Here is a 24555-nt window from a genome sequence, read left to right as displayed (position 1 = left end):
CTCAGACCTCCTGTACCGCAGGCAGGGTGGCGCTGCTCAGTTCGCGGCGCAGTGCAGCACTGTGCTCGGCGATGCGCCGGCGGTAGCTGTCCTTGTGTACGTAGTAGGCCATGCGCTCCAGTTGCAGGTACTGGTAGCCGCCATCGACGCGCCGCCCCGCCTGCTCGCGGATGGTACGGCGCAGTTTCAGGGCAGCCGGACTGCCGGCACGCAACTGGCGAATGTACAGTGCCACCAGTTCGGCCTGCTCATCACGGCCCTGCCAGCCAAGACCTGAAGCCTCGACCATGCCAAGCATGAACAGATCGTCATGTTCGGGGTGGAATACGTTGAGATACAGCTGTGGCGCGCCGACATCCTGCGGCCAGTTCAGCTCGCTGCGCTTGATGAAGGGGTAGTCCAGTTTGTAGCCGGTTGCCATCAGGATCAGGTCGTATTCGCCGCTTTCTCCACTGGCGAAGGTCACGCTGTGACCATTGACGGAACGAATCTCGCCGCGTGGGTGGATGTCGCCATGGGCGATGTGGTGCAGCACCAGCGAGTTCATTACCGGGTGCGACTCGTACAGGCGGTAGTCCGGATCCGGCAGGCCGTACTGCGAGGGCTTGCCTACCAGGGCGCGCACCAGGAAACCGTCGAGCAGCTGCTTGAGCGGGCGAGGCAGAGGAATGACGTTGCCGAAGGTGTCGGTCGGCCGGCCAAGGATGAACTTGGGCAGGAAGTGATAGCCACGGCGTACCGACAGATCCACCGAGGCAGCACGGTGCACGGCATCGACGGCGATATCGCAGGCCGAGTTGCCGCAGCCAACCACCAGTACACGCTTGCCGGCGAAGCTATCGGCGCTCTTGTAGGCGCTCGAATGCAGCAACTCGCCGGCGAACTCACCCGGCAGAGGCGGCAGGTTCGGCGTATGCAGGGTGCCACTGGCGATCAGTATGCCCTCGAACTGCCAGTGACGCTGTTCACCGCGACATTCGCTGATCAGCCGCCAACCTTGCGCCTGGCGCTCGACCCGCAGCACGCGGGTGTTGAACTGATAGTGCTGGTAAAGACCGAAGTGCCGGGCGTAGTCACGAAAGTAGCGGCGCATCTGGCTATGATGCGGGTAGGGTGCAACTTCGGGATCCATGGGGAATTCGCGGAACTCGGTGGTGCCCTTGGAGGAGATCAGGTGCGCCGAGTGGTACATGGTGCTATGCGGGTTGTCGATATCCCATAGCCCGCCGACATCGCTGTGCAGTTCGAAACCGACAAAGTCGATGCCCTGTTTCTTCAATTGCCGTGCTGCGCACAGGCCCATGGGGCCGGCGCCGATGATGGCATACATGGGGAACCTCGTTATTGTTATGTAGGTGCAACGCAAGTTGTCGAATTATCGCGTGACCAGGGGTGTTGGCTTCAATGACAATCGGCGCCTTTGCTCGCACGCTTGTGGTGCGGGATGTCACTGTGGGGGATGGAGCAATGCCTGGCTTGCCGCCGAGCGAGGAGATGCAGAAGCTGGACGAGGTGCTGCTGGCCGAGGTGCATGATGCCTATGGCGTGATCCGTGTGGTGCAGATCGGCGCCTACCGCTTCCTCGAATTTGGCCAGGGCATCGAGCAGAGTTGTGTCTATCCGCCGGATCCCAGTTGGCTGGAATACGACTACACGCGTGCCATGCTGATGGGCGCGTTGTGCCATGAAGCACCGGAAAGCGCGCTGTTCCTCGGGCTTGGGGCCGGTAACCTGACCCAGGCGTGCCTGAAGTTCCTGCCGCTGGAGGATGTCGAGGTTATCGAACTGCGCCCGGATGTACCGCGCCTGGCCATGCAGCTCCTTGGTCTGGATGATGACCCGCGGCTGACCATACGTATTGGTGATGCGGTGGAACTGCTCGCCAGTGCGGAAACCGCCGATCTGATCTTTGTCGACCTGTATACGGATCAGGGGCCGGGGGCCGGGCACCTGGCGTGGCACTTTCTGGAGAGTTGCCGGGAAAAGCTCAACCCGGGCGGCTGGCTGATCATCAATCAGTGGGCCGGCAACGATGGCAAGCCACTTGGCGCCGCGCTGTTGCGCGGGCTGTACCATCGTCATTACTGGGAATGCCCGGTCAAGGAAGGCAATGTCGTGCTGCTGATTCCGGAAAGTCTAGGTCAGTCGCTGGATTTGGCATGCCTGAGCGAACGGGCCGATGCGCTGGCGCCGCGTCTGGGGTATTCCCTGCAGCCTTTGATTGCTGCGCTACGGCCGGCCAGCTGAGCACCCTAACTGATATTTGTCGGGAAAAGGATAAAAACCAGCGCGCGCGAAGCGATTTTCCGGTATAGTTTGCGCCGGTTAATTTTCTGACCACGTTCAGGTAGTGCAATTCGCCCGGGCTTCCGTGCCCGGCAGCCAGTCCCTCGCGGACTATCCTTGACGATTCACTTTCATCATATTTCGCAAATCCCCGCCGACCAGGCTGCCAGGGTGACCCACAAGGTCTTACAAGGCACGCGCAGCATTGGAGGGCATGGGTCTTTGCGGACGTTTTGAGGCAGACCCATGACCCAGGAATCCGGCGGCTTTGCCGCGCTCGGCCTTCACTCCAATATTCTTGCTGCTCTGACCGCTGTTGGTTACGAGGAGCCATCTCCCATTCAGGCGCAAGCCATTCCCGTGATTCTTGAGGGTCACGACATGATCGGTCAGGCTCAGACCGGTACCGGCAAAACCGCTGCGTTCGCGTTGCCTTTGCTGTCGAAGATTGACCCGAGCAAGCGTGAGCCTCAGGTTCTGATCCTGGCGCCGACCCGTGAGCTGGCCCTGCAGGTGGCCACTGCGTTCGAAACCTATTCCAAACAGATGCCTGGCGTGAACGTGGTCGCCGTCTACGGTGGGGCACCGATGGGCCCGCAGCTCAAGGCGCTGCGCATGGGGGCACAGATCATCGTTGCTACCCCCGGACGGCTGGTCGACCACTTGCGGCGTGACGAGAAGCTGCTGTCCACTATTCAGCATCTGGTGCTGGATGAGGCCGACGAGATGCTCAAGCTGGGCTTTATGGACGACCTCGAAGTGATCTTCGAAGCCATGCCGGAAAGCCGTCAGAGTGTGCTGTTCTCCGCCACGTTGCCACATTCGATCCGCGCCATCGCCGAGAAGCACCTGCGCGAGCCGAAGCACATCAAGATTGCGGCCAAGACCCAGACGGTCTCGCGTATCGAGCAGGCGCATCTGATGATCCATGCCGATCAGAAGGTCAACGCCGTGTTGCGCCTACTGGAAGTGGAAGAGTTCGACGCGCTGATCGCCTTCGTACGTACCAAACAGGCTACTCTGGATCTGGCCAGCGCGCTGGAGGCCAAGGGCTACAAGGCTGCCGCGCTCAACGGCGATATAGCCCAGAACCAGCGCGAGAGGGTGATCGACTCGCTCAAGGATGGCCGTCTGGACATCGTCGTGGCCACCGACGTGGCTGCCCGGGGTATCGACGTGCCGCGCATCACCCATGTGTTCAACGTCGACATGCCGTACGACCCGGAGTCCTACGTGCACCGTATCGGCCGTACCGGCCGTGCCGGCCGTGATGGCCGTGCGCTGCTGCTGGTGACGCCGCGTGAGCGACGCATGCTGCAGGTAATCGAGCGTGTTACCGGGCAGAAGGTCGGTGAGGTCAAGCTGCCCAATCCGCAGCAGGTGCTCGATGCACGTATCAAGAGACTGACCGCCAGCCTGACCCCGCTGGTGAGTGAGGCCGAAGCCAGCCATGGCGATCTGCTTGATCGGCTGATCGCCGACATCGGCTGTAGCCCGCGTGCTTTGGCTGCTGCACTGCTTAAAAAGGCCACCAATGGTCAGGCCCTGGATCTGGCCAGCGTCGAACGCGAACAGCCGCTGGTGCCGGGTGTCGGTGCCCCGCGTGAACGCCGCGAGCGCGACACGGCCCGCGGCGAATATCGCGAGCGTCGCGCCCCGCTGCCGCTGGGCGAAGGCCGTGTGCGCTGCCGCACTGCGTTGGGTACCCGCGACGGCATTGCCGCTAAGAATCTGCTGGGAGCCATTCTCAACGAGGGTGGTCTGGCCCGTGAGGCCATTGGCCGGATTCAGATTCGCGAAACTTTCAGTCTGGTGGAGTTGCCGGAAGAGGGTCTTGACCGGTTGCTCGGCAAACTCAAGGACACTCGGGTCGCCGGCAAGGCGCTGAAACTGCGTCGCTATCGCGAAGACTGATCTGCAGAGCGGAACAACGGCCCGGTCGCGAAATGCGCGGCCGGGCCTTTCTTTTCTTTGGCTGCCGAAATAGCAAGGTGCAGAAAAAGGAACCCCCTGGTTAACCAGGGGGCGTCGTCTGCTTTCAGGCCGTCGGAACCTAGTTTTCCTCTTTGATTCGCTGTTCGACCCTGCTGCCGGCTTCCTCAATGGCTTCAGTGGTGTCCTTGACGGTATCTTTAAGACGCTCACCAATGGTCGGCTCTTTATTGACACGCTGCTCGACCCTGTCGCCAGCTTCCTCAATGGCCTCGGCAGTATCCTTGGCGGTATCTTTGAGGCGTTCGCCGATGGTTGGCTCATTGTTCAGCGCCTCATCGGTTTTCTGCTTGATCGCTTCGCCGGTCTCCCGTGCTGCATCCTGCATGTTGTCAACTGCCTCGGCAGCAGACTCCCGGGCTGACTCCATCTTCTCTTCCGGAGTTTTCTCGCAGGCGGCGAGGCCCAGGGTCGTAGCAAGCAGCAAGGCATAGGTCAGTGGTTTGTTCACGTTCATCACTCCGTGTGTCTGTGGGGGAGATACCGGAACAGCTCTCCGGCACATGACGCTTTGATGACGCGCCTGTCGTCTAAGTTCCATGCATTGTCCGCAAGGGTTGTGAGCCTGTCCTTGCAAGGCGTTATCATGTGCGGCTTTCCCTTGCGAGCAGTGGGGCAGGTAGCGTTATATGAATGAACAGTCCATTCGGCAGCGAGCGCAGCGCTTTCTGGCGGCGCTGCGCCATTGCCAGGTGCTTGGCATGAGCGTGGAGGGTGCCAGTGAGCAGGGCCTAACTTTGCGTCTGCCCTATGCGCCGCACATTGTCGGTAATCCGGACACCGGGGTGATTCACGGCGGCGCCATTACTACGCTGATGGACACCACATGCGGCATCTCCACTGTCTGTGTGTTGCCTGAGTTTGAGATCTGCCCGACTCTGGATTTGCGCATCGACTACATGCATCCAGCCGAACCCGGGCGTGACGTGTTCGGTTTCGCCGAGTGCTACCGGGTGACGCCCAATGTCATCTTCACTCGCGGCTACGCCTATCAGGATGACCCTCAGCAGCCGATTGCCCACGTGGTCGGAACCTTCATGCGCATGGGCAGGATTGCCTCAGGGCGAGAACCCAGGTCGGACGCCCATCAGGGAGGTGCTGCATGAGCGCGCTGAACCTCGAGCAACTGGTGGCCAGGGCCCACGAGCAGAACGACTATGATCCGCTGATTAGCCTGATTCCCTATGCCAAGTTGCTCGGCATCGAGTGCCTGCGTCTCGGCGACGACATGGTCTTCCGTCTGCCCGCCAACCGCGACTGCATTGGTAACCCGACCTTGCCGGCGCTGCATGGCGGAGTGATCGCCGGCTTCATGGAGCATGCCGCCATGCTGCATCTGCTGATGTTCATGGGGATTCCTCATTTGCCGAAAATCATCGACTTCTCGATAGATTACCTGCGTGCTGGTCATTATCGTGACACCTACGCGCAGTGTCAGGTCTGGCGCCAGGGGCGGCGGGTAGCCAATGTGGCCATTACCGCCTGGCAGACCACTCAGACGGAACCCATCGCCACCGCCCGTGCCCACTTCAAGGTCGACGAGCCCTGAGCGGGGAAAGGCAGAGGACGGCTGCGCAGTGAACAACGACAAGGATTCTGTAGATGGATGCGCTGCTGATTATCGCCGGCTTGCTGCTGATGCTGGCCGGTTTGGTCTGGCTGATTATGCGAGCCTTCGCTACCAGCCTGCTTTGGGGCTGGGGCAGCCTTTTTCCCCCGGTCACTCTGATCTATCTTCTCAGACACTGGAGTCGGGCGCGCAGCGCCATGATTCTTTTCAGTCTTGGCGTTATTCCTTTGGTGGCAGGGCTGGTGGGGCTTGCGGGCAAGGATCCGGAACGTCTGGAGGCGATCATCCGGCTCGACTGGCTCAATCCCGAGTTGCAGGGGCAGCCTGAGCTGACTATCGAACTGGCTGGCGAGCTAAACGGCCAGCCGTTCCGCCCGCAACATGGCGAACTGATCGGCGGCGTGCTGAGCCTGCGTGAAGGAGCGGATTTCTTTGCCCAGCGTGAACTTATCATCCGCTTGCCACAACATTCCGAGGGAGCAGTGCGGGTGGATGTATTGCCACAGGACAGCGGTGACAACCTGCCCGAAGTGGAGCTGAGTTGGCTGCTGCCGGAGCAGGAGTTGCCCGAGGCACGTCGTCTGAGTCGCGGGTATACCCTGCATCTGGATCTGCAGCCGAGGGCTCCCAATCGCCTGGAAGGCGATTTCCACCTAGTGCTGCCTGCGCGTTTCAAGACCAGTCTCAGTGGCCGTGTGGAGCTGTACCGTGATCGTTTGCGTTATGTCGATGGTCGAGTGGATCTGACCTTCGATTCGCGCGATACCATTGCCCACGTGTTGCATGACTACTTGCAGCGTCGCTTCGCCACCGCCGATGTCGTCATCCTGAGGTTGCCGCCGCTCAGCTTTGCCGGCAGCACGCTGGAGCTGCTGGTGGAGGCACAGGTCGAGCAACGTAACGAGCAGCTTCCGGTTCGTCTGCGTAAACGGGGTGAGTCCGGCTGGGCTGTGGAGGGCGATCATTTCCCTCCGCTGCCGCCAGTCGCCAGCGTGCAGACCGATGCGCGCTCCGAACGTGTAGTCACTGAGGAGCGTGTGAGCCGTCCTGCGGATCGTCGCCAGCGTTTCAGCCTTGCCCGCCTGCAGCGTCACCCAGAACATTACCGCAATCTGAGCATGCGTCTAACCCGGGCTGGCGGCGGCACGGTAGAAGGGCGTTTCGTTGGTATCGATGCGGACGGCAGCATCCATCTCAGCCAACAAATGGGACGAGGTGGTGGCCAGGCCAGTTTCCGCTTTCTGCCTGGCGAGATCGGTAATCTGGAACTGCTCGAACCCTGATGCCCGCCTTGTGCGGCGTGATTGAGTGATTACTCTTGAAATCCCGCCGACTGTCCCCATCTGCAGGAAATCCGCCTGTCTTGGCGACACCTGACCTGTAGATGGAGTTAGACGACCATGAGTGTGGAAACTCAAAAAGAGACTCTGGGCTTCCAGACCGAAGTGAAGCAGTTGCTTCACCTGATGATCCATTCGCTGTACTCGAACAAGGAAATCTTTCTCCGCGAGCTGATTTCCAATGCTTCGGACGCGGCCGACAAGCTGCGCTTCGAGGCTCTGGCCAAGCCCGAGCTGCTCGAAGGCGCTGCTGATCTGAAGATTCGTCTGTATTTCGACAAGGACGCCAAGACCGTCACCATTGAAGATAACGGCATCGGCATGAGCCGTGATGAGGTCATTGCCCATCTGGGTACCATTGCCAAGTCAGGTACTGCCGAATTCCTGAAGAACCTCTCGGGTGATCAGAAGAAGGATTCGCACCTGATCGGCCAGTTCGGCGTCGGTTTCTATTCGGCATTTATCGTTGCGGAGCGTGTCGAGGTGTTCACCCGTCGAGCCGGGCAGCCGGCCGCCGAGGGTGTGCTCTGGTCGTCCAGGGGCGAGGGTGAGTTCGAGGTTGCCACCATCGAAAAGCCCGAGCGTGGTACCCGCATCGTTCTGCACCTGAAGCAGGGCGAGGAAGAGTTCGCCGACGGCTGGCGTCTGCGCAACATCGTCAAGAAATATTCGGATCACATTGCCCTGCCCATCGAACTGCCCAAGGAGCATTACGGCGAGGAGAAGGACAAGTCGGCCGAGGTCGAGTGGGAAACCGTCAACCGCGCCAGTGCGCTCTGGACTCGCCCGCGTACCGAGATCAAGGACGAGGAATACCAAGAGTTCTACAAGCACGTCGGCCATGACTTCGAGAACCCGCTGAGCTGGAGCCACAACAAGGTCGAAGGCAAGCTGGAGTACACCTCGCTGCTGTACGTACCGGCACGTGCCCCGTTCGACCTGTACCACCGCGAAGCGCCGAAGGGCCTCAAGCTTTATGTGCAGCGCGTGTTCATCATGGACCAGGCCGATCAGTTTCTGCCGCTGTACCTGCGCTTCATCAAGGGTGTGGTCGATTCCAACGACCTGTCGCTGAACGTTTCCCGCGAAATCCTGCAGTCCGGTCCGGTCATCGACTCCATGAAGTCGGCGCTGACCAAACGCGTGCTGGACATGCTGGAGAAGCTGGCCAAGGACAAGCCGGACGACTACAAGACCTTCTGGAAGGCCTTCGGCCAGGTACTCAAGGAAGGCCCGGCGGAAGATTTCGCCAACAAGGAGAAGATCGCCAGCCTGCTGCGTTTTGCCTCCACCGCTGGCGAGGGTGACGAGCAGTCCGTGTCGCTGGCCGATTACCTCGGTCGCTTCAAGGAAGGCCAGGACAAGATCTACTACCTCACCGGCGAATCCTACGCGCAGATCAAGAACAGCCCGCATCTGGAAGTCTTCCGCAAGAAGGGTATCGAGGTGCTGCTGCTCACCGACCGCATCGACGAGTGGCTGATGAGCTACCTGACCGAATTCGACGGCAAGCAGTTCGTCGACGTCGCCCGCGGCGATCTGGATCTGGGCAAGCTGGACTCGGAAGAGGACAAGAAAGCTCAGGAGGAAGTAGCCAAAGCCAAGGAGGGATTGATCGAGCGTCTCAAGGGGGCGCTGGGCGAACAGGTGGCCGAGGTGCGCGTGTCACACCGTCTTACCGATTCGCCGGCGATCCTGGCCATCGGTGAGCAGGATCTTGGCCTGCAGATGCGCCAGATCCTCGAAGCCAGCGGGCAGAAGGTGCCGGAGTCCAAGCCGATCTTCGAATTCAACCCGACCCACCCGCTGATCGAGCGACTGGACGCCGAACCGGACGAGGATCGTTTCAGCGACCTTTCGCACATCCTGTTCGATCAGGCCGCCCTGGCCGCCGGTGACAGCCTGAAGGATCCGGCGGCCTACGTGCAGCGCCTGAACAAGCTGCTGATCGAGCTGTCCGCCTGATCCTGCAGAATCGATGCCCCCCAAGGCCCGCTCCGGAGGGCCTTAGGGGGAGCTGCGCTGAGCCTATTTCAGTTTATTCCAGACTTTGCAGGAAGTTCCGGTAGATGCGGGCGCATTCTTCCGCACTTTCCAGCATCGGTGCATGACCGATCCCAGGCATCACGGCTACGCTCACCTTACCCAACAACGGCTGCATGACCTGCAGGCTGGAAATGTCCAGCACGCGGTCATGGTCTCCCCAGAGCAGCAGGGTTGGAGCCTGGATGCGTGGCAACAGCGGTTCAAGGGGAATGTGGCGGGTGACCAGATGACTGAAGACCTGCTCATGATGTTCGGCTTGGCTGGCGGCTCGTTCGCCCAAGTAGTAACGGAGCCTTTCGGGAATCCGGGGCACCTCGGTGAAGATGAAACTCAGCAGCCGGGCAAAGTCCTCCGGCTGGCGGACGATCAGTGGATTGCTGCCGCCATTCTCCAGAATCTGGAAGAATTCGCTGCGCACGGGAGTGTCGACCCCGGCGTTGGCGAGCAAAACCAGCGAGTTCAGACGCTCAGGGTAGCGAGCTGCGTACAGCGCCGCGATATGGCCGCCCATGGAGTGACCCAACAGATGTATCCGTTCAAGCTGCAGAGCGTCGAGGATTCCGGCTAGTCGCTCGGCCTGAGTGCCGACGTCGTAGCTGCCGGTAGGTCGCTCGCTGGCACCGAAACCAGGCAAGTCGAGAGCGATTACCTGATAGCGATCGGTTAGGTGGCGGGAAAAGCGCAGCCAGTTATCCTTATCTGCAGCAAACCCGTGAAGCAGTACCAGGGTTTCACCTTTCGGTAATCCTCCCTGGTAGTAATGGATGTTAAGATCAGCCACACGCAGTTGTCGGGAGGAGAGTCCCGCACGCTGCTGTTCCAGCAACTGCAGGCCAGCCCACTGTACTGCCGGGAAACAGTACAGTACTGCCAGGCCACCGATGAGCAGTAGGAGAGAAACATAAAGCAGTTTTTTCATGGCACGTCCCTGTCGCATGGAGTGGCGGAGGCGTCACTAAGCTAGCATGGATAGGTGAGGTGTCGGATTCGATCAGGTCTTTAGCGGCGGTTACCCCATGAGGCGAGAGTTGCCAATGCACGAGCGTTGTCTATTGAAGTCACTGTTGCTGTGGTGCGTTCTGGCGCTGGCGCCGACACTGGGTCTGGCTGCAGGTAAATGTGAACGCCTGGTGGCGACCGGCAACCCCGAATATCCGCCCTATCTCTGGCGCAATCCGCAGAACCCACAGCAGTTGATCGGCGCCAACGCCGATCTGCTCCGGCATCTCGCCAAAGAGCTGGGGGTGACAGTGGATATCATCTATACCGGCCCCTGGTCACGGGCACAGGATGAAGTGCGCACTGGCCGGGTCGACCTGATCGCCGGCGCTTTTCTGACCATGCCACGGCTCGACAGCATGGACTATGTGCATCCCGCATTCTATTTCACCCCGAGCGTGGTCTGGGTGCGTAGGGGTGAGGCGTTTCCCTACAGTAACTGGGGCGATCTCCAGGGACGTACCGGTGGGCGACTGGTCAACAACAGCCATGGTCAGCAGTTCGACGCTTATGCCAAGGCCAATCTGGCTCTGGAAGAGGTTCCCAGCCTGGCTCAGGCTTTCCAGAAACTGCTGCTCAACCGCACCGACTATGTTATCTACGAGCACTACCCAGGCTTGGCCCTGGCTGAGACGCTGGGCATGGAGAACGACCTGGAAGTACTGGAACCTCCTGTTTCCAGTGAGGGGCTGTATCTGACGCTGTCGCACAACTCGGCCTGCAATGAGCCATGGCTACGCGGACAACTGGCGCGGAAGATGACAGAATTGGTCGCTGCCGGTTTGCCCGAGCAGTTGCTGCGGCACAATCTGGAGCTCTGGAAGGCCCAGCAGATGCAGCCGGATCCGGTGGGCGACGTCAATCAGTAGGATATTTGTGTGAATCGACTTCTTCTCGTACCGCTGGTGCTGGCGTTAAGTGCCTGTGTCAGCGATCCGGCGCCTCTGGAACAGTTACGCCTTACTGAACAGACCCTAGCCCAGGCTCAGACCATGGGGGTTTCCATCGAACAGTCCGAATCGCTGCGCCTGGCGCAGGACAAGTTCTCCAGGGCGCAGCAGGCGTTGCAGGACGGGCGGAACAAGGAGGCCCGGCTGCTTGCCGAGCAGTCGGAGCTTGATGCCCGTCTGGCCGAGGCTGAACAGGTCAATGCCAAGGGCCGCGAGCAACTGGCCGAGATCAACCAGCGCATCACTCGTCTGCGCCAGCAATTGGGGGCGTTGTAATGAGCATGCCTACGCGTGCAGCGCTGCCGCTGGCGGCTTTACTGTTGAGCGGTTGTGCTTTGCACTCGGGTTCCGATGAGGGGGCTCTGGAGGCAGCGCGCAACAGTTTTCAATCGGTCAAGGAAGATTCAGCGGTGCTGCGTGCTGCGCCCAAAGACGTAATCCGGGCCGGGGAGTCGCTGGCTCGGGCAGAGCGCCTGGCCAGCTACTGGGGCAGCGGCGACGACGTGCGTCACTACGCCTACCTCAGTCAGCGTTATGCCGAGATTGCCCGCCAGCACAGTGCAATCAGTCTCAATCAGGAGCAACTGGCTCGTCAGGAGCTGGAGCTTCAGCGTCTGCAATTGGCCCTGCGTGAAGCCAAACTGCATAGCGTACAGCAGCATAGCGACTGGCTTGAGGAGCAACTGGTCAGTCTCGTCACCCACCAGACCGAGCGCGGTCTGGTCATGACCCTGGGCGACGTGCTGTTTGATGCCGGACGGGCTGAGCTGCAGTCTGCGGCCAACCGCACCCTCCTCAAGCTGGTGCAGTTCCTTCAGCTCAACCCGCAGCGTCGGGTGCGGATCGAGGGCTACACCGACAATACCGGCAGTGTCGAGGACAACCTGAGCCTCTCTCGTGCCCGGGCCCAGGCTGTGGCAGATCTGCTGATGGATCTGGGCATCGATGCCAAGCGCATCGAAGTGGCTGGTTATGGTGTCGCTTTCCCGGTGGCCGAGAATGCTTCGGCTCGTGGCAGAGCGCAAAATCGACGGGTCGAGATCGTCTTTTCCGACGAAAACGGTCAGTTAGGCCCGATGCGCTAGCCGGCGTGCATTTCTTTCAAGCTCCGCACCTGCTGTTTCGTCAGACGGTTCACCGTCTGACGAAGTTGTCTAGGGCATGACATTTGGATTTTTAGAATTCTCTACTTTTACTGAACAGGTACAGCTGTCATTTTAGGCTGTATTGCCCAAACTGTTGCGATCTGTTTCGGTACAATTGTCATCCTCTGAGCTACTGTTATGGTTCAGTGATCCGGAGGAGCCGACCATGACTAATCTGTTGCTCTACCAGCGCATTGCTCAGCAGCTGGCTGAGGACATTCGTCGTGGTGTCTATCAGCCGGGCGAGCGCGTGCCGTCTGTACGCAAGATGAGCGCGCAGCTCAACGTCAGCCATGCTACGGTGCTGCAGGCCTACGCCAATCTTGAGGATCAGGGCCTAATTCGGGCCCGCCCACAGTCCGGTTTCTATGTACACCAGACCCCGGCCCTGACCGCGCCGACACCAGATATCGCCAGGGTAGAGCGACCGGGGCTGGTGACGCGCGCCAGCATCATCGACCAGATTCTTACCGAGTCGCGCCGAGAAGGAGTGTTTCCTTTGGGGGCGGCGGTGCCCCATGTCGAATACCTGCCGGTACGTGCGCTGCACCAACAACTGGCGAAGGTCACCCGTTTTCATAGCCCGCGAGCCTTCAGTTACATGTTCAGCCCGGGGTTCGAGCCACTGCGGCGCCAGGTGGCGATCCGTATGCGTGATGCCGGGGTAGTGGTTGATCCCTCGGAGGTGGTAATCACCCATGGCTGTGTAGATGCCATGCAGATGACGCTGCGGGTGACTACCAAACCGGGTGATCTGATTGCGGTGGAGTCGCCTAGCTACTACGGCTGGCTGCAGCTGGCGGATCTTCTCGGCCTGAAGGTGATCGAGATTCCCTGCGATCCCACCACCGGCATTAGCCTCGAAGCTCTGCAACTGGCAGCCAACCAGTGGCCGATCAAGGCGCTGGTGCTGACGGCACGATTGTCCAACCCTTTGGGAGGTACCATTCCCGAGGAGCGTCAGCGTCAGCTGCTGCGCTTGGCCGGGGACTATGATTTCCAGATTGTCGAAGACGACATATACGGCGAACTGATGTTTGAGCAGGGGCCGACCAAGGCGCTCAAGTCGTATGACCGAGACAACCGGGTACTCTATTGTTCGAGCTTTTCCAAGACGTTGTCGCCGGGGGTACGGATCGGCTGGGTTGTTGCCGGCAAGTATCAGGAAGAAATCCAGCGTCTGCAGACCTTCTCCACCCATTCGGCATGCAGTGTCACGCAGATGGCGGTGGCCGCCTATCTGGAAAATGGTGGTTATGACCGCCACTTGCGGCATATCCGTCAGGAGTACCGCAAAAACCTCAGTGCCTTCCAATTGGCGGTTCAGCAATATTTTCCGGCCGGTACGCAAATGACCCGACCCAAGGGGGGCTTTATCCTCTGGGTCAGTCTGCCGGCACGGGTCAACACCAAGGATCTGCACGTGCGCGCGCTCAGGCAGGGTATTTCCATCGCGCCTGGACTGATCTTCAGCAATACCGAGCAGTTCAATCACTGTGTACGGTTGAACTGCGGGATCCCCTGGAACCGCGAAGCGGAGAGGGCGCTGATGACCCTCGGAATGCTGGCCACACAGCTTTGCCTGGAAGCTGAAGGACTCTAGGTCGGTTGTCTGCGCAGCAGTGACCTGGGGTTAAAGGTCGTTCGCAATGCTCATCTACAGCATGCATCGGCTTCAGTGATTTTTGCCTGAGTGGAGCCTGGCTCAACGAACTTTCGTTGAGCCCCCGGGTACTGCCCAGCGCATTTTCACGCAGCTTAACCCGCTTTGCTACATGACACCGTCTACCTGGACGAAGCCTTTATGCATTGTTCAGGAGACGCATCATGCCGACTCGTTCACGAGTGCCCATCCGCCCGCTGGCTAGCGGCTTTTGTATCAGCGTGCTGTTGGTTCTGGCGGCCTGCAGCAATTCCGATTCCACCGACAGACCGATGTCCCAGAACCCTTTACCCGCAGTGGCCGATGCACCCGCTCCGGTTCTGGCTGGTGCGCGACTAAGCCTTGGGTCAGTCCAGAGCTACGCTGCCATGCCGGCTCTGGCGCGAATGGAAACTACTTTCACACCACCGGTTGCGCGAGAGCAGTACCAGACCTATGCCGACAACCCGGTGTTTGCCGCTGCCGAAACTCCGATTTCCACCTTCAGCATCGATGTCGATACCGGCAGCTATGCCAACGTGCGGCGCTTTCTCAATGCCGGGCAATTGCCGCCGAAGGACGCGGTACGCCTGGAGGAGCTGGTCAACTATTTCCCCTATGCCTATCCGTTGCCGCAGGGAGACGTACCTTTCGGTGTCAGCACCGAGCTGGCGGTGACACCGTGGAACCCGCAGACGCGCCTGCTGCGTATCGCCATCAAGGCATCGGATCGTCAGCTAGACGAGCTGCCGCCAGCCAACCTGGTATTTCTGGTAGACGTTTCCGGCTCCATGCACCGCCGCGAAGGCCTGCCAATGGTGCAGGCCACGCTGAGGCTGCTGGTCGATCAGTTACGCCCGCAGGATCGTGTTTCCCTGGTGACCTATGCCGGAGACAGCCAGGTGGTTCTGGATTCCACCTCAGGCAGCGAAAAGGCAAAGATTCGCGCGGCCATCGATCAACTGACTGCTGCTGGCTCGACGGCGGGCGAGTCGGGTATCCAGCTGGCCTATCAGCAGGCCAGCAAGCACCTGATCGACGGCGGTATCAACCGCATCCTGCTGGCCACCGATGGTGACTTCAACGTAGGTATCAGCGACTTCGACAGTCTCAAGCAGCTGGCCGCCGACAAGCGCAAGAGTGGCGTCTCGCTGACCACCCTGGGTTTTGGCGTGGACAACTACAACGAGCGCCTGATGGAGCAACTGGCCGACGCCGGCAACGGCAACTATGCCTATATCGACAACCTGCGCGAGGCGCGCAAGGTGCTGGTGGATCAGCTCGGCTCGACCCTGGCTACGGTGGCCAGCGACGTGAAGCTGCAGCTGGAGTTCAACCCGGCCGAAGTCAGCGAATATCGGCTGCTGGGCTATGAGAACCGCGCCCTCAAGCGCGAGGACTTCAGCAATGACAAGGTCGATGCCGGCGACATTGGAGCCGGTCACACGGTCACTGCGCTCTACGAGATCGTCCCGGCAGGTGGCAAGGGCTGGCTGGAGCCGCTGCGCTATCAGAGCAATGCCCAGCCCGCGAGCGGGAGTGGCGAACTGGCCTGGTTGCGGATTCGCTACAAGGCGCCGGGCGAGGCGGGCAGTCGACTGCTGGAGCGCCCCATCGCGCATGACGAGGCCAAGCCGATGAACGCCGCCAGCGAGGATTTGCGTTTCGCCTCGGCGGTTGCCGCCTTCGCCCAGCAGCTCAAGGACGGTCGTTACATGGGCGACTTCGGTCTGGCGCAAAGCATCGAACTGGCGCGCTCGGCCAGGGGCGAGGATCGCTTCGGCCTGCGCGGTGAGTTTATCCAGCTGGCCGAAATTGCCCAGAGCCTGCAAACTTCCGGCTCCACACCAGTACGAGTTCAGCAGTGAACGCACCTCTCACGGATGACGACGCCGCTTTATTGCGGCGTTACCGGCGCGGCGATGCCGCGGCATTCAATGTGCTGTACCAGCGCCATCGACTGGGCCTGTTCCGTTTTCTGCTTGGCCTGTGCGGCGATCATGCCTTGGCCGAGGAAGTGTTTCAGGAAACCTGGATGAGCCTGATCCGCAGTCAGAGCGAGCAGCGCGAGGCGGTGCTGTTCAAGACCTGGCTGTACCAGATCGCCCGCAATCGTCTGATCGACCACTGGCGCAAGACGGGTCGTCATCAGGCCGGGCATGACCAATACGACGAAGGCCTGCACGCCCAGGCCGACCCGCAGCCGGGCCCTGAGCAGCAGTGGGGCCTGAGCCGTGATAGCGAGCGATTGCAGGCGGCATTGGCCGACCTGCCGGAAGACCAGCGCGAGGTGTTCCTGCTGCGCGCCCATGGCGACCTGGAACTGAACGAGATTGCCGAGTTGACCCGCACGCCTGCCGAGACGGTCAAGAGCCGTCTGCGCTATGCCCTGCAGAAACTGCGCCGGCTGCTGGCCACCGAGGAGTTGTCCGCATGACCCACGAACGAGAATCGCTGGATCACGAACAGGAGCTGCTGGCGCATTTTCGTGCCCATGGCAGCGGCGAACCCTCGGCCGAGCTGGATGCCCGTATCCTGGCCGCGGCCAGTACGGCGGCCCGTGAAGCGCAGCAGGCCCAGATCGACAGCGACAACGCCGGTTGGACGCAGCGTTTGCACCAATGGCTGTTCGGCAGTGGTCGCCAGCGCTGGTCGGTTGCCGTCGCCGGGCTGGCCTGTGTCGGGATCGGCGTCAGCCTGACCTGGCGCACGCTGGAGCAGACACCGGATGCCTTCGACGCAGTGCCGTCCAGTGTGGCGATGAGCCCGGCCGCGCCAGCACCTGCGCCAATGGCAGCCAAGCGGGCAGCCGAGAGCGAGCCGATGACGCGCATGGCCATGCCCCAGGAGCGCCTCAAGGCTGAGGCCATGCCACGGCCGGTGGCGCCTGCTGCAGTTGCTGATACGCCGATGGCCAGCACCGCCGCAATCGCTCCGATGGCCGAACTGGTGATCCAGAGCGAACCGCGCGAGGCGCTGCTGCGTCTGCTGGAGCTGCGCAACACCGATAAGCAGGAGGAGGCGCAGCGGTTGCTGGAACAATTGCAGGCCGACTACCCGCAACTGGATATCGAAGCCGAGCTCGAGCATCTGGTCAGCGAGCCGTCAGCTGAATGAGCTGCCGGGTAAAAGTCTTGTAAGCCAGCTTGTCAGACGCGCCCAGGCGGGGGAGCATGGGCGCGTTACTGATCGAGTTACTCTTCTTCCATGATGCGTAAGAGCATTTTCCTGTTGCTGAGCCTGGCCTGGCTGAGCGCCTGTGAGCGCGCGTCCGAGCCTGTTGCGCAGCATGCCCAGCCAGAGCCCGCAGCAATTGCCGCACCCGAGTCTGCACCAGCCGGCAAATCCGAGCCTGTCGAGCCGGCATCGCCTGCCAGAACGGTCGAAAGCAAGCCTGCCGCCCCCGCCAGGGAGCCCGTCGCCGCCAAGCCCGGACCCGCCGCGGTGCCGCAACCCAAGCCGGCAGAGTCCGAGTCCAAACCGGCGCTGGATCTCAGCCTGCCGCAGGAGTTGTTCGAGCAGGCGCTGGAAAGCGAGACCCGCGATGAACTTGCCCCACTGTTACCGCCATTGTTTGGTGAGAAAGCCGAAGTCGAAAGTCCGTTCCAGATCAGCGGTCGGTTGATCAGCAACGAGCACGTGGATGACTATTGGGACTCCATTGAAGGTGCCGAGCTGCAGTTCGAGTTCAAGCAGTAGCTCAGAGGCGGTAACGCTGCCGCGTCCTCCGTACGTAGCCCGGATGAAATCCGGGCTACGAAGTCGAAAACGCATTCCCTCTCCAAAGTGGAGAAGAGGCCGGTTGTATCCAGCGCTGTTCAATCCACGAACAGGTCCGGCACCAGGCTGCCGCCGGCGGGATCGAAGCGGTACTGCTCGAAATCACTGACGCCCTGTTCGCGCAGAATGTCCTCGTCGATCAGCAGGCGCCCGGTGATGCTGCGGCCCTGACTGGAGAGGATCACATGGGCCGCGTCAGCCATGATCGCCGGTGTGCGGGCGCGCTTGAAGGCGTCGCGGCTGCCCAGTTCGAACTCGATGGCGGCGGTGGCGATCATGGTCTTCGGCCATAGGGAATTGACGCTGATGCCGTACTTCCTGAACTCTTCGCTCATGCCCAGGGTGAGCATGCTCATGCCGTACTTGGTGACGGTGTAGGGGCCGTGCTAGGCGAACCACTTGGCGTCCAGGTTGAGTGGTGGGGAGAGGTTGAGGATATGCCCGCCCGCGCTGTTTTTCAGATAGGGCAGTGCGGCCTGGCTGCAGACCATCACCGCGCGGGTATTGATCTGGTACATCAGGTCGAAGCGCTTGGGTTCGAGTTTTTCCACGCCCACCAGCTTGATCGCCCCGGCGTTGTTGACCAGGGCATCGATACCGCCAAAATGCTCGGCGGCCTGCGCCATGGCGGCTGCCACGGCCCGCTCGTCACGCACGTCCAGCTGCAGGGCCAGGGCCTTGCCGCCAGCCGCTTCCACTTCGGCTGCGACACTGAAGATGGTGCCCTCCAGTTTTGGATGCGGCTCGGCGCTCTTGGCCGCTATGACGATATTGGCGCCATCGGCGGCAGCCTTGAGGGCGATCTCGCGGCCGATACCCCGGCTGGCGCCGGTGATGAACAGGGTTTTACCGTTGAGCGACATAAGGCCTCCACACAGGCGATTGCACGGAAAAGACCAAACCCCGCCCAAGGACCTCTGGTGAGGCCTTGGAGCGGGGCTCGGGGTGACGCATCAAGGGAAGTGATCAGGCTTCGTCGGCTTCAAGCTCCACCAGCAGCTGACGGCTCTTGACCTGATCGCCCTTGCTGATGCCGATGCGGCGTACGGTGCCGTCGACGCCGGCCTTGAGCGGGTGCTCCATCTTCATCGCTTCGAGCACCACCAGCAGCTGGCCCTTGCTGACGCGGGCGCCTTCCTCGACCAGTACGTCGACGATGGCGCCATCCATCGGTGCCTTCACCGCGCCGCTGCTGGCGGCGTTCTGGCCACCGGCTGGCTCGTGGGTGACGTCAAGCAGTTCGAGGTTGCCGAAGTGGCCGAACAGCCAGACCCTGCCGCCGTCCAGGTGATAGGCACGGCGACTGCGCACGCCGTCCTCTTCCAGGGTCAGCCAGCGGCCGTCGCTGGCCAGCAGTTTCAGTTCCAGCTCGGTTTCGCCGACGCGGGCCTTGAGGTGAGCCTGGCTACCGCTGCCCAGCACGTCCAGCTCCACCGTGTGTTTGGCCTCGCCCTGCTTGAGGACGAAGCGCCACGGCGCGCTGCCGGCGCTGCGCCAGCCGGCCAGGCCGCCCTGGTGGGCGGTGCCGTTGGCCGAGGCCTGGTAGAGCAGGGCGGCAGCGATGGCCAGTTCGTTGGCGGCCGGTGCCTGCGGGGTCAGGCTTTCGTCGCTGGCGAAGTGCTCGGCGATGAACGCGGTGGTGGCGTTGCCGGCGGCGAACTCGGCGTTGCTCAGCAGGTTGGCGAGGAAGCGCTGGTTGCCGTTGACGCCCAGCAGCACGCAGTTCTCCAGCGCGCGGACCAGCTTGCGCCGGGCGTCTTCGCGGGTCGCGCCGTAGGCGATCACCTTGGCCAGCATTGGATCGTAGAACGGAGTCACTTCCTGGCCTTCGACCAGACCGTGGTCGATGCGCACGCCGTCCAGCAGCTCCGGCTCCCAGCGCAGGGCACGACCGGTTTGCGGCAGGAAGTTGTTGGCCGAATCCTCAGCGTACAGACGCACTTCGATGGCGTGGCCGTCGAGCCGGATCTGCTCCTGGGTCAGCGGCAGCTTCTGGCCTTCGGCGGCGCGGATCTGCCAGGCCACCAGGTCCTGCCCTGTGATCAGTTCGGTAACCGGGTGTTCCACCTGCAGACGGGTGTTCATTTCCAGGAAGAAGAACTCGCCGGAGGCATCGAGGAGGAACTCCACGGTGCCGGCGCCGACATAGTTGACGCTGGCGGCCGCCTTGACCGCGGCTTCGCCCATGGCCTTGCGCAGCTCCGGCGTCATCACCGGGCAGGGCGCTTCCTCGACCACCTTCTGGTGACGGCGCTGCACCGAGCAGTCGCGCTCGCCCAGGTAGACAATGTTGCCGTGCTGGTCGCCGAACACCTGGATCTCCACGTGACGCGGGCGGATCACCGCTCGCTCGAGGATCAGCTCGCCGGAGCCGAAGGCGTTCTGCGCCTCGGAGCGGGCGGTGCGGATCTGCTCGGACAGTTCGCTGGCCTGCTGCACCAGGCGCATGCCGCGGCCACCGCCGCCGGCGCTGGCCTTGATCATCAGCGGGTAGCCGATGCGCTCGGCCTCGCGGATCAGGGTCTCGTCGTCCTGGGCCGAGCCTTCGTAGCCGGGGATGCAGGGCACACCGGCCTCGATCATGGCGATCTTCGACAGGCGCTTGGAGCCCATCAGGTGGATGGCTTCCACGGTCGGGCCGATGAAGACGATGCCTGCGGCCTCACAGGCGCGGGCGAAGTCGGCGTTCTCCGAGAGGAAGCCGTAGCCCGGGTGGATGGCGTCGGCGCCGGTCTTCTTCGCCGCATTGATGATGTTGTCGATAACCAGATACGACTGGTTGACCTGGGCCGGGCCGATGCACACGGCCTCGTCGGCCACCTGCACATGGCGCGCGTCGGCGTCGGCCTCGGAGTACACCGCCACGGTGCGGTAGCCCAGTTCCTTGGCGGTGCGCATCACCCGGCAGGCGATCTCGCCACGGTTGGCAACTAGAATCTTGTTGAATGCAGCCATGTTGTTGTTCTACTCCTGCCGTCGAATCCACTACGGATTTACGTAGGGTGGATCGCGTTTCGTCGATCCACCGTGCGGTGTTCTGGTGGATGTGGAAAGCGACATCCACCCTACGATGTCACTGCGCCCAGTTGGGAGCGCGTTTCTGCATAAAGGCCATGGTGCCTTCCACGCCTTCGGGACCGGTAACGGCTGCCGCAAACTGCTCGGCTGCGCGGTCGAGCAGGCTGCCCATCTCTTCGTCCTCGGAGGTCAGCACCAGGGCTTTGGTCAGGGCGTTGGCCTGCGGCGCGCACTTGCGTACTTGCTCGATCACTTCGGTCAAGCGCTGTTCCAGCGCGCTGTCACTGGCTTCGCAGTAGTGCACCAGACCCAGGCGCAGCGCTTCGACGCCGTCGAAGCGGGCAGCGGTCAGGGCCAGTCGACGGGCCTGGGTCAGGCCTACGCGCTTGACCACGAACGGGGCGATCTGCGCCGGCAGGATGCCGAGAGTGGTTTCCGGCAGGCCGAACTTGCAGCCGGCATCGGCAATGGCAATATCACTGATGCAGGCCAGGCCAAAGCCGCCACCCAGTACCGCGCCTTCGAGTGCGGCAATTACCACCATCGGCGCGCGCTGGAATTCTTCCAACATGCTGCCGAAGGTGCGGTTCAGTTCACGGTAGGCATCGCCGCCGCGGGCCCGCGCGCTGGCCATGTCCTTGATGTCTCCACCGGCGCAGAAATGTCCGCCGGCGCCACGCAGCACCAGTGCGCGGACATCGCTCTGAGCGCTGGCCGCGGCCAGCACGGCGCGCAGTTCATGAACCATCGCCAGGCTCATGGCGTTGCGGCTGTCGGGGCGGTTGAGGGTGACGTGCAGCACGCCGCCCTCAAGGTTCAGCAGCAGGGTTTCACAACTCGGTAGTTCAGCCATTGCAGGCTCCTTCAATCATTCGGCGTATCGCGACATCTGCGTAGGGTGGATGTCGCTTGCCCATCCACCGTGACACTCGATGGTGGATCGGTGGAGCGTGATCCACCCCACGTCCGGCGCTTAGCCCTTCTTCTTGCCCGGCAGGATGCCCATCATCTTGCAGATGATGCCGAGCATGATCTCGTCGGCGCCGCCGCCGATGGAGACCAGGCGCACGTCGCGGTAGGCGCGCGAGACCGGGTTGTCCCAGGTGAAGCCCATGCCGCCCCAGTACTGCAGGCAGCTGTCGGTCACTTCGCGGCCCAGGCGACCGGCCTTGAGCTTGGCCATGGAGGCCAGTTTGGTGACGTCGCGGCCCTTGATGTACTGCTCGGTGGCGTGATAGACGAGGGCGCGCAGGGCTTCGATCTCGGTCTGCAGCTCGGCCAGGCGGAAGTGGATCACCTGGTTGTCGATCAGCGCGTTGCCGAAGGTCTTGCGCTCCTTGCAGTACTCGATGGTCTGGTCGACGCACAGCTCCAGGCCCTTGATGATGTTGGCCGCACCAAACAGGCGTTCTTCCTGGAACTGCAGCATCTGCATCATGAAGCCGGCCCCCTCGTGGCCGACGCGGTAGCGCTGCGGCACACGTACGTCGTCGAAGAACACCTGGGCGGTTTCCGAGCTGCGCATGCCGAGTTTCTCGATATGCGGACTGACGGTAATGCCGGGGGTGTCCATCGGCACGATGATCATCGACTTGTTGACGTGCGGCTTGTCATCGCTGGTGTTGGCCAGCAGGCAGATAAAGTCGGCCTGCGGGCTGTTGGTAATCCACATCTTGTGACCGTTGATGACGTAGTCGTCGCCGTCCTTGCGCGCAGTGGTCTTCAGGCCCGCCACGTCGGAGCCGGCGGTGGTTTCCGAAACGCCGATACAGCCGATCATGTCGCCGGCGATGGCCGGGGCAAGGAACTGCTCGCGCAGTTCGTCGGAACCGAAGCGGGCCAGGGCCGGGGTGCACATGTCGGTCTGCACGCCGATGGCCAGTGGTACGCCACCGCAGTGGGCGGTGCCGAATTCTTCGGCGGCGACGATCGAGTAGCTGTAGTCCAGGCCCATGCCGCCGAATTTCTCCGGCTTGGAGATGCCCAAGAGGCCCAGATCGCCGGCCTTCTTGAAGATTTCGCGCATGGGGAAGCGGCCGTCCTTCTCCCACTCGTCGACGTAGGGGTTGATCTCCTTGTCGACGAAATTCTTGACCGTGCGACGGAGTTCTTCGTGTTCCTGGGTGAAATGCATTGTTGTTGTCCTTTCTTCCAGAGTGCGTCGAGCAAGTTACAGGCGGGCTACGCCAAAGGTGTTCTTCTTGAGCGGGCGGATTTGCGCTTCGACGCAGATGTCCAGCAGAAATCCGAGGATCTTGCGTGTGTCGCGCGGGTCGATCAGGCCGTCGTCCCACAGGCTGGCGGTGCCATACAAGGCAGTGGACTGGCTGTCGAGCTTCTGCGCGGTGGCCATTTCCAGCATGTCGAGCATCTTCGGATCGGCTTCCTTGCCTTCCTTGCGGTGCTTGTCCTCGGTGACGATGCGCAGCACCTTGCCGGCCTGGGCGCCGCCCATCACCGCGGTGCGGCTGTTGGGCCAGGCGAAGATGAAGCGTGGGTCAAGGCCGCGGCCGCACATGGCGTAGTTGCCGGCGCCGTAGGAACCGCCGACGACGATGGTCAGCTTCGGCACGGTGGCGTTGGCCACCGCCTGGATCATCTTCGAGCCGTGCTTGATCACGCCGTTCTGCTCGGACTCGGTGCCGACCATGAAACCGGTGGTGTTGTGGAAGAACAGAATCGGCGTGTTGCTTTGCTCGCACAACTGAATGAACTGCGCCGCCTTGGCTGCACCGGCCGGGGTGATCGGGCCGTTGTTGCCGATAAAGCCGCAGGCCTGACCTTCGATGTGCAGGTGACCGCAAACGGTCTGGTTGTCGAACTCGTTTTTAAAATCCAGGAACTCGGAGCCGTCGGCGATGCGGGCGATGATTTCGCGTACGTCGTAGGGCTTTTTCGGGTCTGCCGGAACGATGCCCAGCAGTTCCTCGGCCGGATACAGCGGCTCACGCCAGGTTTTGGCCGGACGCGCCGGCAACTGCTGGTTCCACGGCAACATGGCCATGATCTCGCGGGCCAGGCGCACGCCGTCGGCGTCGTTCTCGGCCAGATACTCGGCGGTACCGGCGACCTGGGCGTGCATCTCGGCGCCGCCCAGTTGCTCATCGGTGGCAATTTCACCGGTAGCGGCTTTCAGCAGGGGCGGGCCGGCCAGGAACATCTTGGCCTTGCCGCGTACCACCACCACGTAGTCCGACAGGCCCGGCTGGTAGGCACCACCGGCAGTGGAGCTGCCGTGCACCACGGTGATCTGGGGAATGCCCATGGCCGAGATGCGCGCCTGGTTGGCAAAGCCGCGCGCACCTTCGACAAAAATTTCGGCTGCGTAGTTGAGGTTGGCACCACCGCTTTCTGCCAGGGTGATGATCGGCAGTTTGTTTTCCACCGCGATCTGCTGCATGCGCAGGGACTTTTTCAGGCCGGTGGGGGAGATGGTGCCGCCCTTGATGGCGCTGTTGTTGGCCAGAATCAGGCTGCGCACGCCGGCCACATAACCGATGCCGGCAATAATGCCGCCACCGGCTTGGGTGCCGTCCTTGTCGTCGTGCAGCTTGTAACCGGCCAGCGAGGACAGCTCAAGGAACGGCGCACCCGGGTCGAGCAGCAGGTTGATGCGCTCGCGCGGCAGCAACTGACCGCGCTTTTCAAACTTGGGTTTGGCTTCTTCAGCCTTGTCGAGCACCTTTTGTTCCACTTCACGGAAGCTTTGGATATGCGCAAGCATCGCTTCACGGTTGGCGGCAAAGGCTTCGCCGTGGACGTCGATCTCTGACTGGATCACGGGCAT

The 24555-nt window shown here is 61.8% G+C and carries 20 protein-coding genes and 2 pseudogenes; 14 read left to right on the top strand and 8 right to left on the bottom strand.

Annotated elements, in window-relative coordinates; translation table 11 throughout:
* Nucleotide 1: 1 nt before the first annotated feature.
* Entirely contained in the window at nt 2–1330 is a 1329-nt protein-coding gene (locus NCCP436_RS06285) for an NAD(P)/FAD-dependent oxidoreductase (RefSeq protein WP_220803076.1), read from the bottom strand.
* A gap of 137 nt (nt 1331–1467) precedes the next feature.
* Here NCCP436_RS06285 and NCCP436_RS06280 point away from each other — a divergent pair, with 137 nt between their 5' ends.
* Both NCCP436_RS06280 and NCCP436_RS06275 read left to right on the top strand, forming a co-directional pair.
* On the top strand, nt 1468–2247 hold the full coding sequence (locus tag NCCP436_RS06280) for a spermidine synthase (RefSeq protein WP_220803074.1): 780 nt from the start codon (nt 1468–1470) through the stop codon (nt 2245–2247).
* A gap of 253 nt (nt 2248–2500) precedes the next feature.
* Nucleotides 2501–4200: pseudogene (locus tag NCCP436_RS06275) on the top strand (DEAD/DEAH box helicase).
* 139 nt (nt 4201–4339) lie between these two features.
* Here NCCP436_RS06275 and NCCP436_RS06270 read toward each other — a convergent pair.
* The gene (locus NCCP436_RS06270; RefSeq protein WP_259651456.1) at nt 4340–4729 is read right to left on the bottom strand and encodes a hypothetical protein; all 390 of its coding nucleotides are present in this window, start codon (nt 4727–4729) and stop codon (nt 4340–4342) included.
* A 178-nt stretch (nt 4730–4907) separates the two neighbouring features.
* Between NCCP436_RS06270 and NCCP436_RS06265 the strand changes: the two genes are divergently transcribed.
* The 4 genes from NCCP436_RS06265 to htpG all read left to right on the top strand — a co-directional run bounded on the left by NCCP436_RS06265 (nt 4908) and on the right by htpG (nt 9153).
* Nucleotides 4908–5384, top strand: a complete 477-nt coding sequence (locus NCCP436_RS06265) for a PaaI family thioesterase (RefSeq protein WP_220803071.1) — start codon at nt 4908–4910, stop codon at nt 5382–5384.
* Nucleotides 5381–5827 carry a PaaI family thioesterase gene (locus NCCP436_RS06260; RefSeq protein WP_220803069.1) on the top strand — a complete coding sequence of 149 codons (447 nt, stop codon included), beginning with the start codon at nt 5381–5383 and terminating at the stop codon, nt 5825–5827. Before NCCP436_RS06265 ends, NCCP436_RS06260 begins: the two co-directional genes overlap by 4 nt.
* Before the next feature lie 53 nt (nt 5828–5880).
* Nucleotides 5881–7131 carry an MFS transporter gene (locus NCCP436_RS06255; protein ID WP_220803068.1) on the top strand — a complete coding sequence of 417 codons (1251 nt, stop codon included), beginning with the start codon at nt 5881–5883 and terminating at the stop codon, nt 7129–7131.
* 117 nt (nt 7132–7248) lie between these two features.
* Nucleotides 7249–9153, top strand: a complete 1905-nt coding sequence (gene htpG, locus NCCP436_RS06250) for a molecular chaperone HtpG (protein ID WP_220803067.1) — start codon at nt 7249–7251, stop codon at nt 9151–9153.
* A gap of 73 nt (nt 9154–9226) precedes the next feature.
* Here the strand turns inward: htpG and NCCP436_RS06245 are convergent, their stop codons facing one another.
* On the bottom strand, nt 9227–10153 hold the full coding sequence (locus NCCP436_RS06245; RefSeq protein WP_220803065.1) for an alpha/beta fold hydrolase: 927 nt from the start codon (nt 10151–10153) through the stop codon (nt 9227–9229).
* 115 nt (nt 10154–10268) lie between these two features.
* Here NCCP436_RS06245 and NCCP436_RS06240 point away from each other — a divergent pair, with 115 nt between their 5' ends.
* The 8 genes from NCCP436_RS06240 to NCCP436_RS17615 all read left to right on the top strand — a co-directional run bounded on the left by NCCP436_RS06240 (nt 10269) and on the right by NCCP436_RS17615 (nt 17669).
* On the top strand, nt 10269–11102 hold the full coding sequence (locus NCCP436_RS06240) for an ABC transporter substrate-binding protein (RefSeq protein WP_220803063.1): 834 nt from the start codon (nt 10269–10271) through the stop codon (nt 11100–11102).
* 3 nt (nt 11103–11105) lie between these two features.
* Complete coding sequence (locus NCCP436_RS06235; RefSeq protein WP_220803304.1) at nt 11106–11459, top strand: DUF4398 domain-containing protein; 354 nt, start codon at nt 11106–11108, stop codon at nt 11457–11459.
* A 5-nt stretch (nt 11460–11464) separates the two neighbouring features.
* The gene (locus NCCP436_RS06230; RefSeq protein ID WP_375709476.1) at nt 11465–12268 is read left to right on the top strand and encodes an OmpA family protein; all 804 of its coding nucleotides are present in this window, start codon (nt 11465–11467) and stop codon (nt 12266–12268) included.
* 226 nt (nt 12269–12494) lie between these two features.
* Nucleotides 12495–13931: a PLP-dependent aminotransferase family protein gene (locus tag NCCP436_RS06225; RefSeq protein ID WP_220803059.1), complete on the top strand. Its 1437-nt coding sequence runs from the start codon at nt 12495–12497 to the stop codon at nt 13929–13931.
* Nucleotides 13932–14155: 224 nt separating this feature from the next.
* Nucleotides 14156–15838: a VWA domain-containing protein gene (locus NCCP436_RS06220; protein WP_220803057.1), complete on the top strand. Its 1683-nt coding sequence runs from the start codon at nt 14156–14158 to the stop codon at nt 15836–15838.
* Complete coding sequence (locus NCCP436_RS06215; RefSeq protein ID WP_220803055.1) at nt 15835–16407, top strand: RNA polymerase sigma factor; 573 nt, start codon at nt 15835–15837, stop codon at nt 16405–16407. Before NCCP436_RS06220 ends, NCCP436_RS06215 begins: the two co-directional genes overlap by 4 nt.
* Nucleotides 16404–17087, top strand: coding sequence for a hypothetical protein (locus tag NCCP436_RS06210; RefSeq protein ID WP_220803053.1), 684 nt, complete (start codon nt 16404–16406; stop codon nt 17085–17087). Before NCCP436_RS06215 ends, NCCP436_RS06210 begins: the two co-directional genes overlap by 4 nt.
* A gap of 327 nt (nt 17088–17414) precedes the next feature.
* Nucleotides 17415–17669, top strand: a complete 255-nt coding sequence (locus NCCP436_RS17615; protein WP_259651454.1) for a hypothetical protein — start codon at nt 17415–17417, stop codon at nt 17667–17669.
* A 119-nt stretch (nt 17670–17788) separates the two neighbouring features.
* Here NCCP436_RS17615 and NCCP436_RS06200 read toward each other — a convergent pair.
* The 5 genes and pseudogenes from NCCP436_RS06200 to atuC all read right to left on the bottom strand — a co-directional run bounded on the left by NCCP436_RS06200 (nt 17789) and on the right by atuC (nt 24555).
* Nucleotides 17789–18613, bottom strand: a pseudogene (locus NCCP436_RS06200) (SDR family oxidoreductase).
* A 103-nt stretch (nt 18614–18716) separates the two neighbouring features.
* Nucleotides 18717–20705 (bottom strand): acetyl/propionyl/methylcrotonyl-CoA carboxylase subunit alpha, encoded by a 1989-nt coding sequence (locus NCCP436_RS06195; protein ID WP_220803050.1) that lies wholly within the window; start codon nt 20703–20705, stop codon nt 18717–18719.
* A gap of 118 nt (nt 20706–20823) precedes the next feature.
* Nucleotides 20824–21621: an enoyl-CoA hydratase/isomerase family protein gene (locus tag NCCP436_RS06190; protein WP_220803048.1), complete on the bottom strand. Its 798-nt coding sequence runs from the start codon at nt 21619–21621 to the stop codon at nt 20824–20826.
* A gap of 120 nt (nt 21622–21741) precedes the next feature.
* Entirely contained in the window at nt 21742–22902 is a 1161-nt protein-coding gene (atuD, locus tag NCCP436_RS06185; RefSeq protein WP_220803047.1) for a citronellyl-CoA dehydrogenase, read from the bottom strand.
* A 36-nt stretch (nt 22903–22938) separates the two neighbouring features.
* Entirely contained in the window at nt 22939–24555 is a 1617-nt protein-coding gene (atuC, locus tag NCCP436_RS06180) for a geranyl-CoA carboxylase subunit beta (protein WP_220803046.1), read from the bottom strand.

Source organism: Pseudomonas sp. NCCP-436, from assembly GCF_019656335.1.
Taxonomy (GTDB): Bacteria; Pseudomonadota; Gammaproteobacteria; order Pseudomonadales; family Pseudomonadaceae; genus Aquipseudomonas.
Note: the sequence above shows the minus strand (reverse complement) of the source record. Positions and strands in the feature narration are given on the sequence as shown.

What these genes read in the sequence shown, in the direction of transcription:
- NCCP436_RS06285 (WP_220803076.1), bottom strand. Translation starts at nt 1,330, where the DNA reads ATGTATGCCATCATCGGCGCCGGCCCCATGGGCCTGTGCGCAGCACGG.
- NCCP436_RS06280 (WP_220803074.1), top strand. Translation starts at nt 1,468, where the DNA reads ATGCCTGGCTTGCCGCCGAGCGAGGAGATGCAGAAGCTGGACGAGGTG.
- NCCP436_RS06265 (WP_220803071.1), top strand. Translation starts at nt 4,908, where the DNA reads ATGAATGAACAGTCCATTCGGCAGCGAGCGCAGCGCTTTCTGGCGGCG.
- NCCP436_RS06260 (WP_220803069.1), top strand. Translation starts at nt 5,381, where the DNA reads ATGAGCGCGCTGAACCTCGAGCAACTGGTGGCCAGGGCCCACGAGCAG.
- NCCP436_RS06255 (WP_220803068.1), top strand. Translation starts at nt 5,881, where the DNA reads ATGGATGCGCTGCTGATTATCGCCGGCTTGCTGCTGATGCTGGCCGGT.
- htpG (WP_220803067.1), top strand. Translation starts at nt 7,249, where the DNA reads ATGAGTGTGGAAACTCAAAAAGAGACTCTGGGCTTCCAGACCGAAGTG.
- NCCP436_RS06245 (WP_220803065.1), bottom strand. Translation starts at nt 10,153, where the DNA reads ATGAAAAAACTGCTTTATGTTTCTCTCCTACTGCTCATCGGTGGCCTG.
- NCCP436_RS06240 (WP_220803063.1), top strand. Translation starts at nt 10,269, where the DNA reads ATGCACGAGCGTTGTCTATTGAAGTCACTGTTGCTGTGGTGCGTTCTG.
- NCCP436_RS06230 (WP_375709476.1), top strand. Translation starts at nt 11,465, where the DNA reads ATGCCTACGCGTGCAGCGCTGCCGCTGGCGGCTTTACTGTTGAGCGGT.
- NCCP436_RS06225 (WP_220803059.1), top strand. Translation starts at nt 12,495, where the DNA reads ATGACTAATCTGTTGCTCTACCAGCGCATTGCTCAGCAGCTGGCTGAG.
- NCCP436_RS06220 (WP_220803057.1), top strand. Translation starts at nt 14,156, where the DNA reads ATGCCGACTCGTTCACGAGTGCCCATCCGCCCGCTGGCTAGCGGCTTT.
- NCCP436_RS06210 (WP_220803053.1), top strand. Translation starts at nt 16,404, where the DNA reads ATGACCCACGAACGAGAATCGCTGGATCACGAACAGGAGCTGCTGGCG.
- NCCP436_RS06195 (WP_220803050.1), bottom strand. Translation starts at nt 20,705, where the DNA reads ATGGCTGCATTCAACAAGATTCTAGTTGCCAACCGTGGCGAGATCGCC.
- NCCP436_RS06190 (WP_220803048.1), bottom strand. Translation starts at nt 21,621, where the DNA reads ATGGCTGAACTACCGAGTTGTGAAACCCTGCTGCTGAACCTTGAGGGC.
- atuD (WP_220803047.1), bottom strand. Translation starts at nt 22,902, where the DNA reads ATGCATTTCACCCAGGAACACGAAGAACTCCGTCGCACGGTCAAGAAT.
- atuC (WP_220803046.1), bottom strand. Translation starts at nt 24,555, where the DNA reads ATGCCCGTGATCCAGTCAGAGATCGACGTCCACGGCGAAGCCTTTGCC.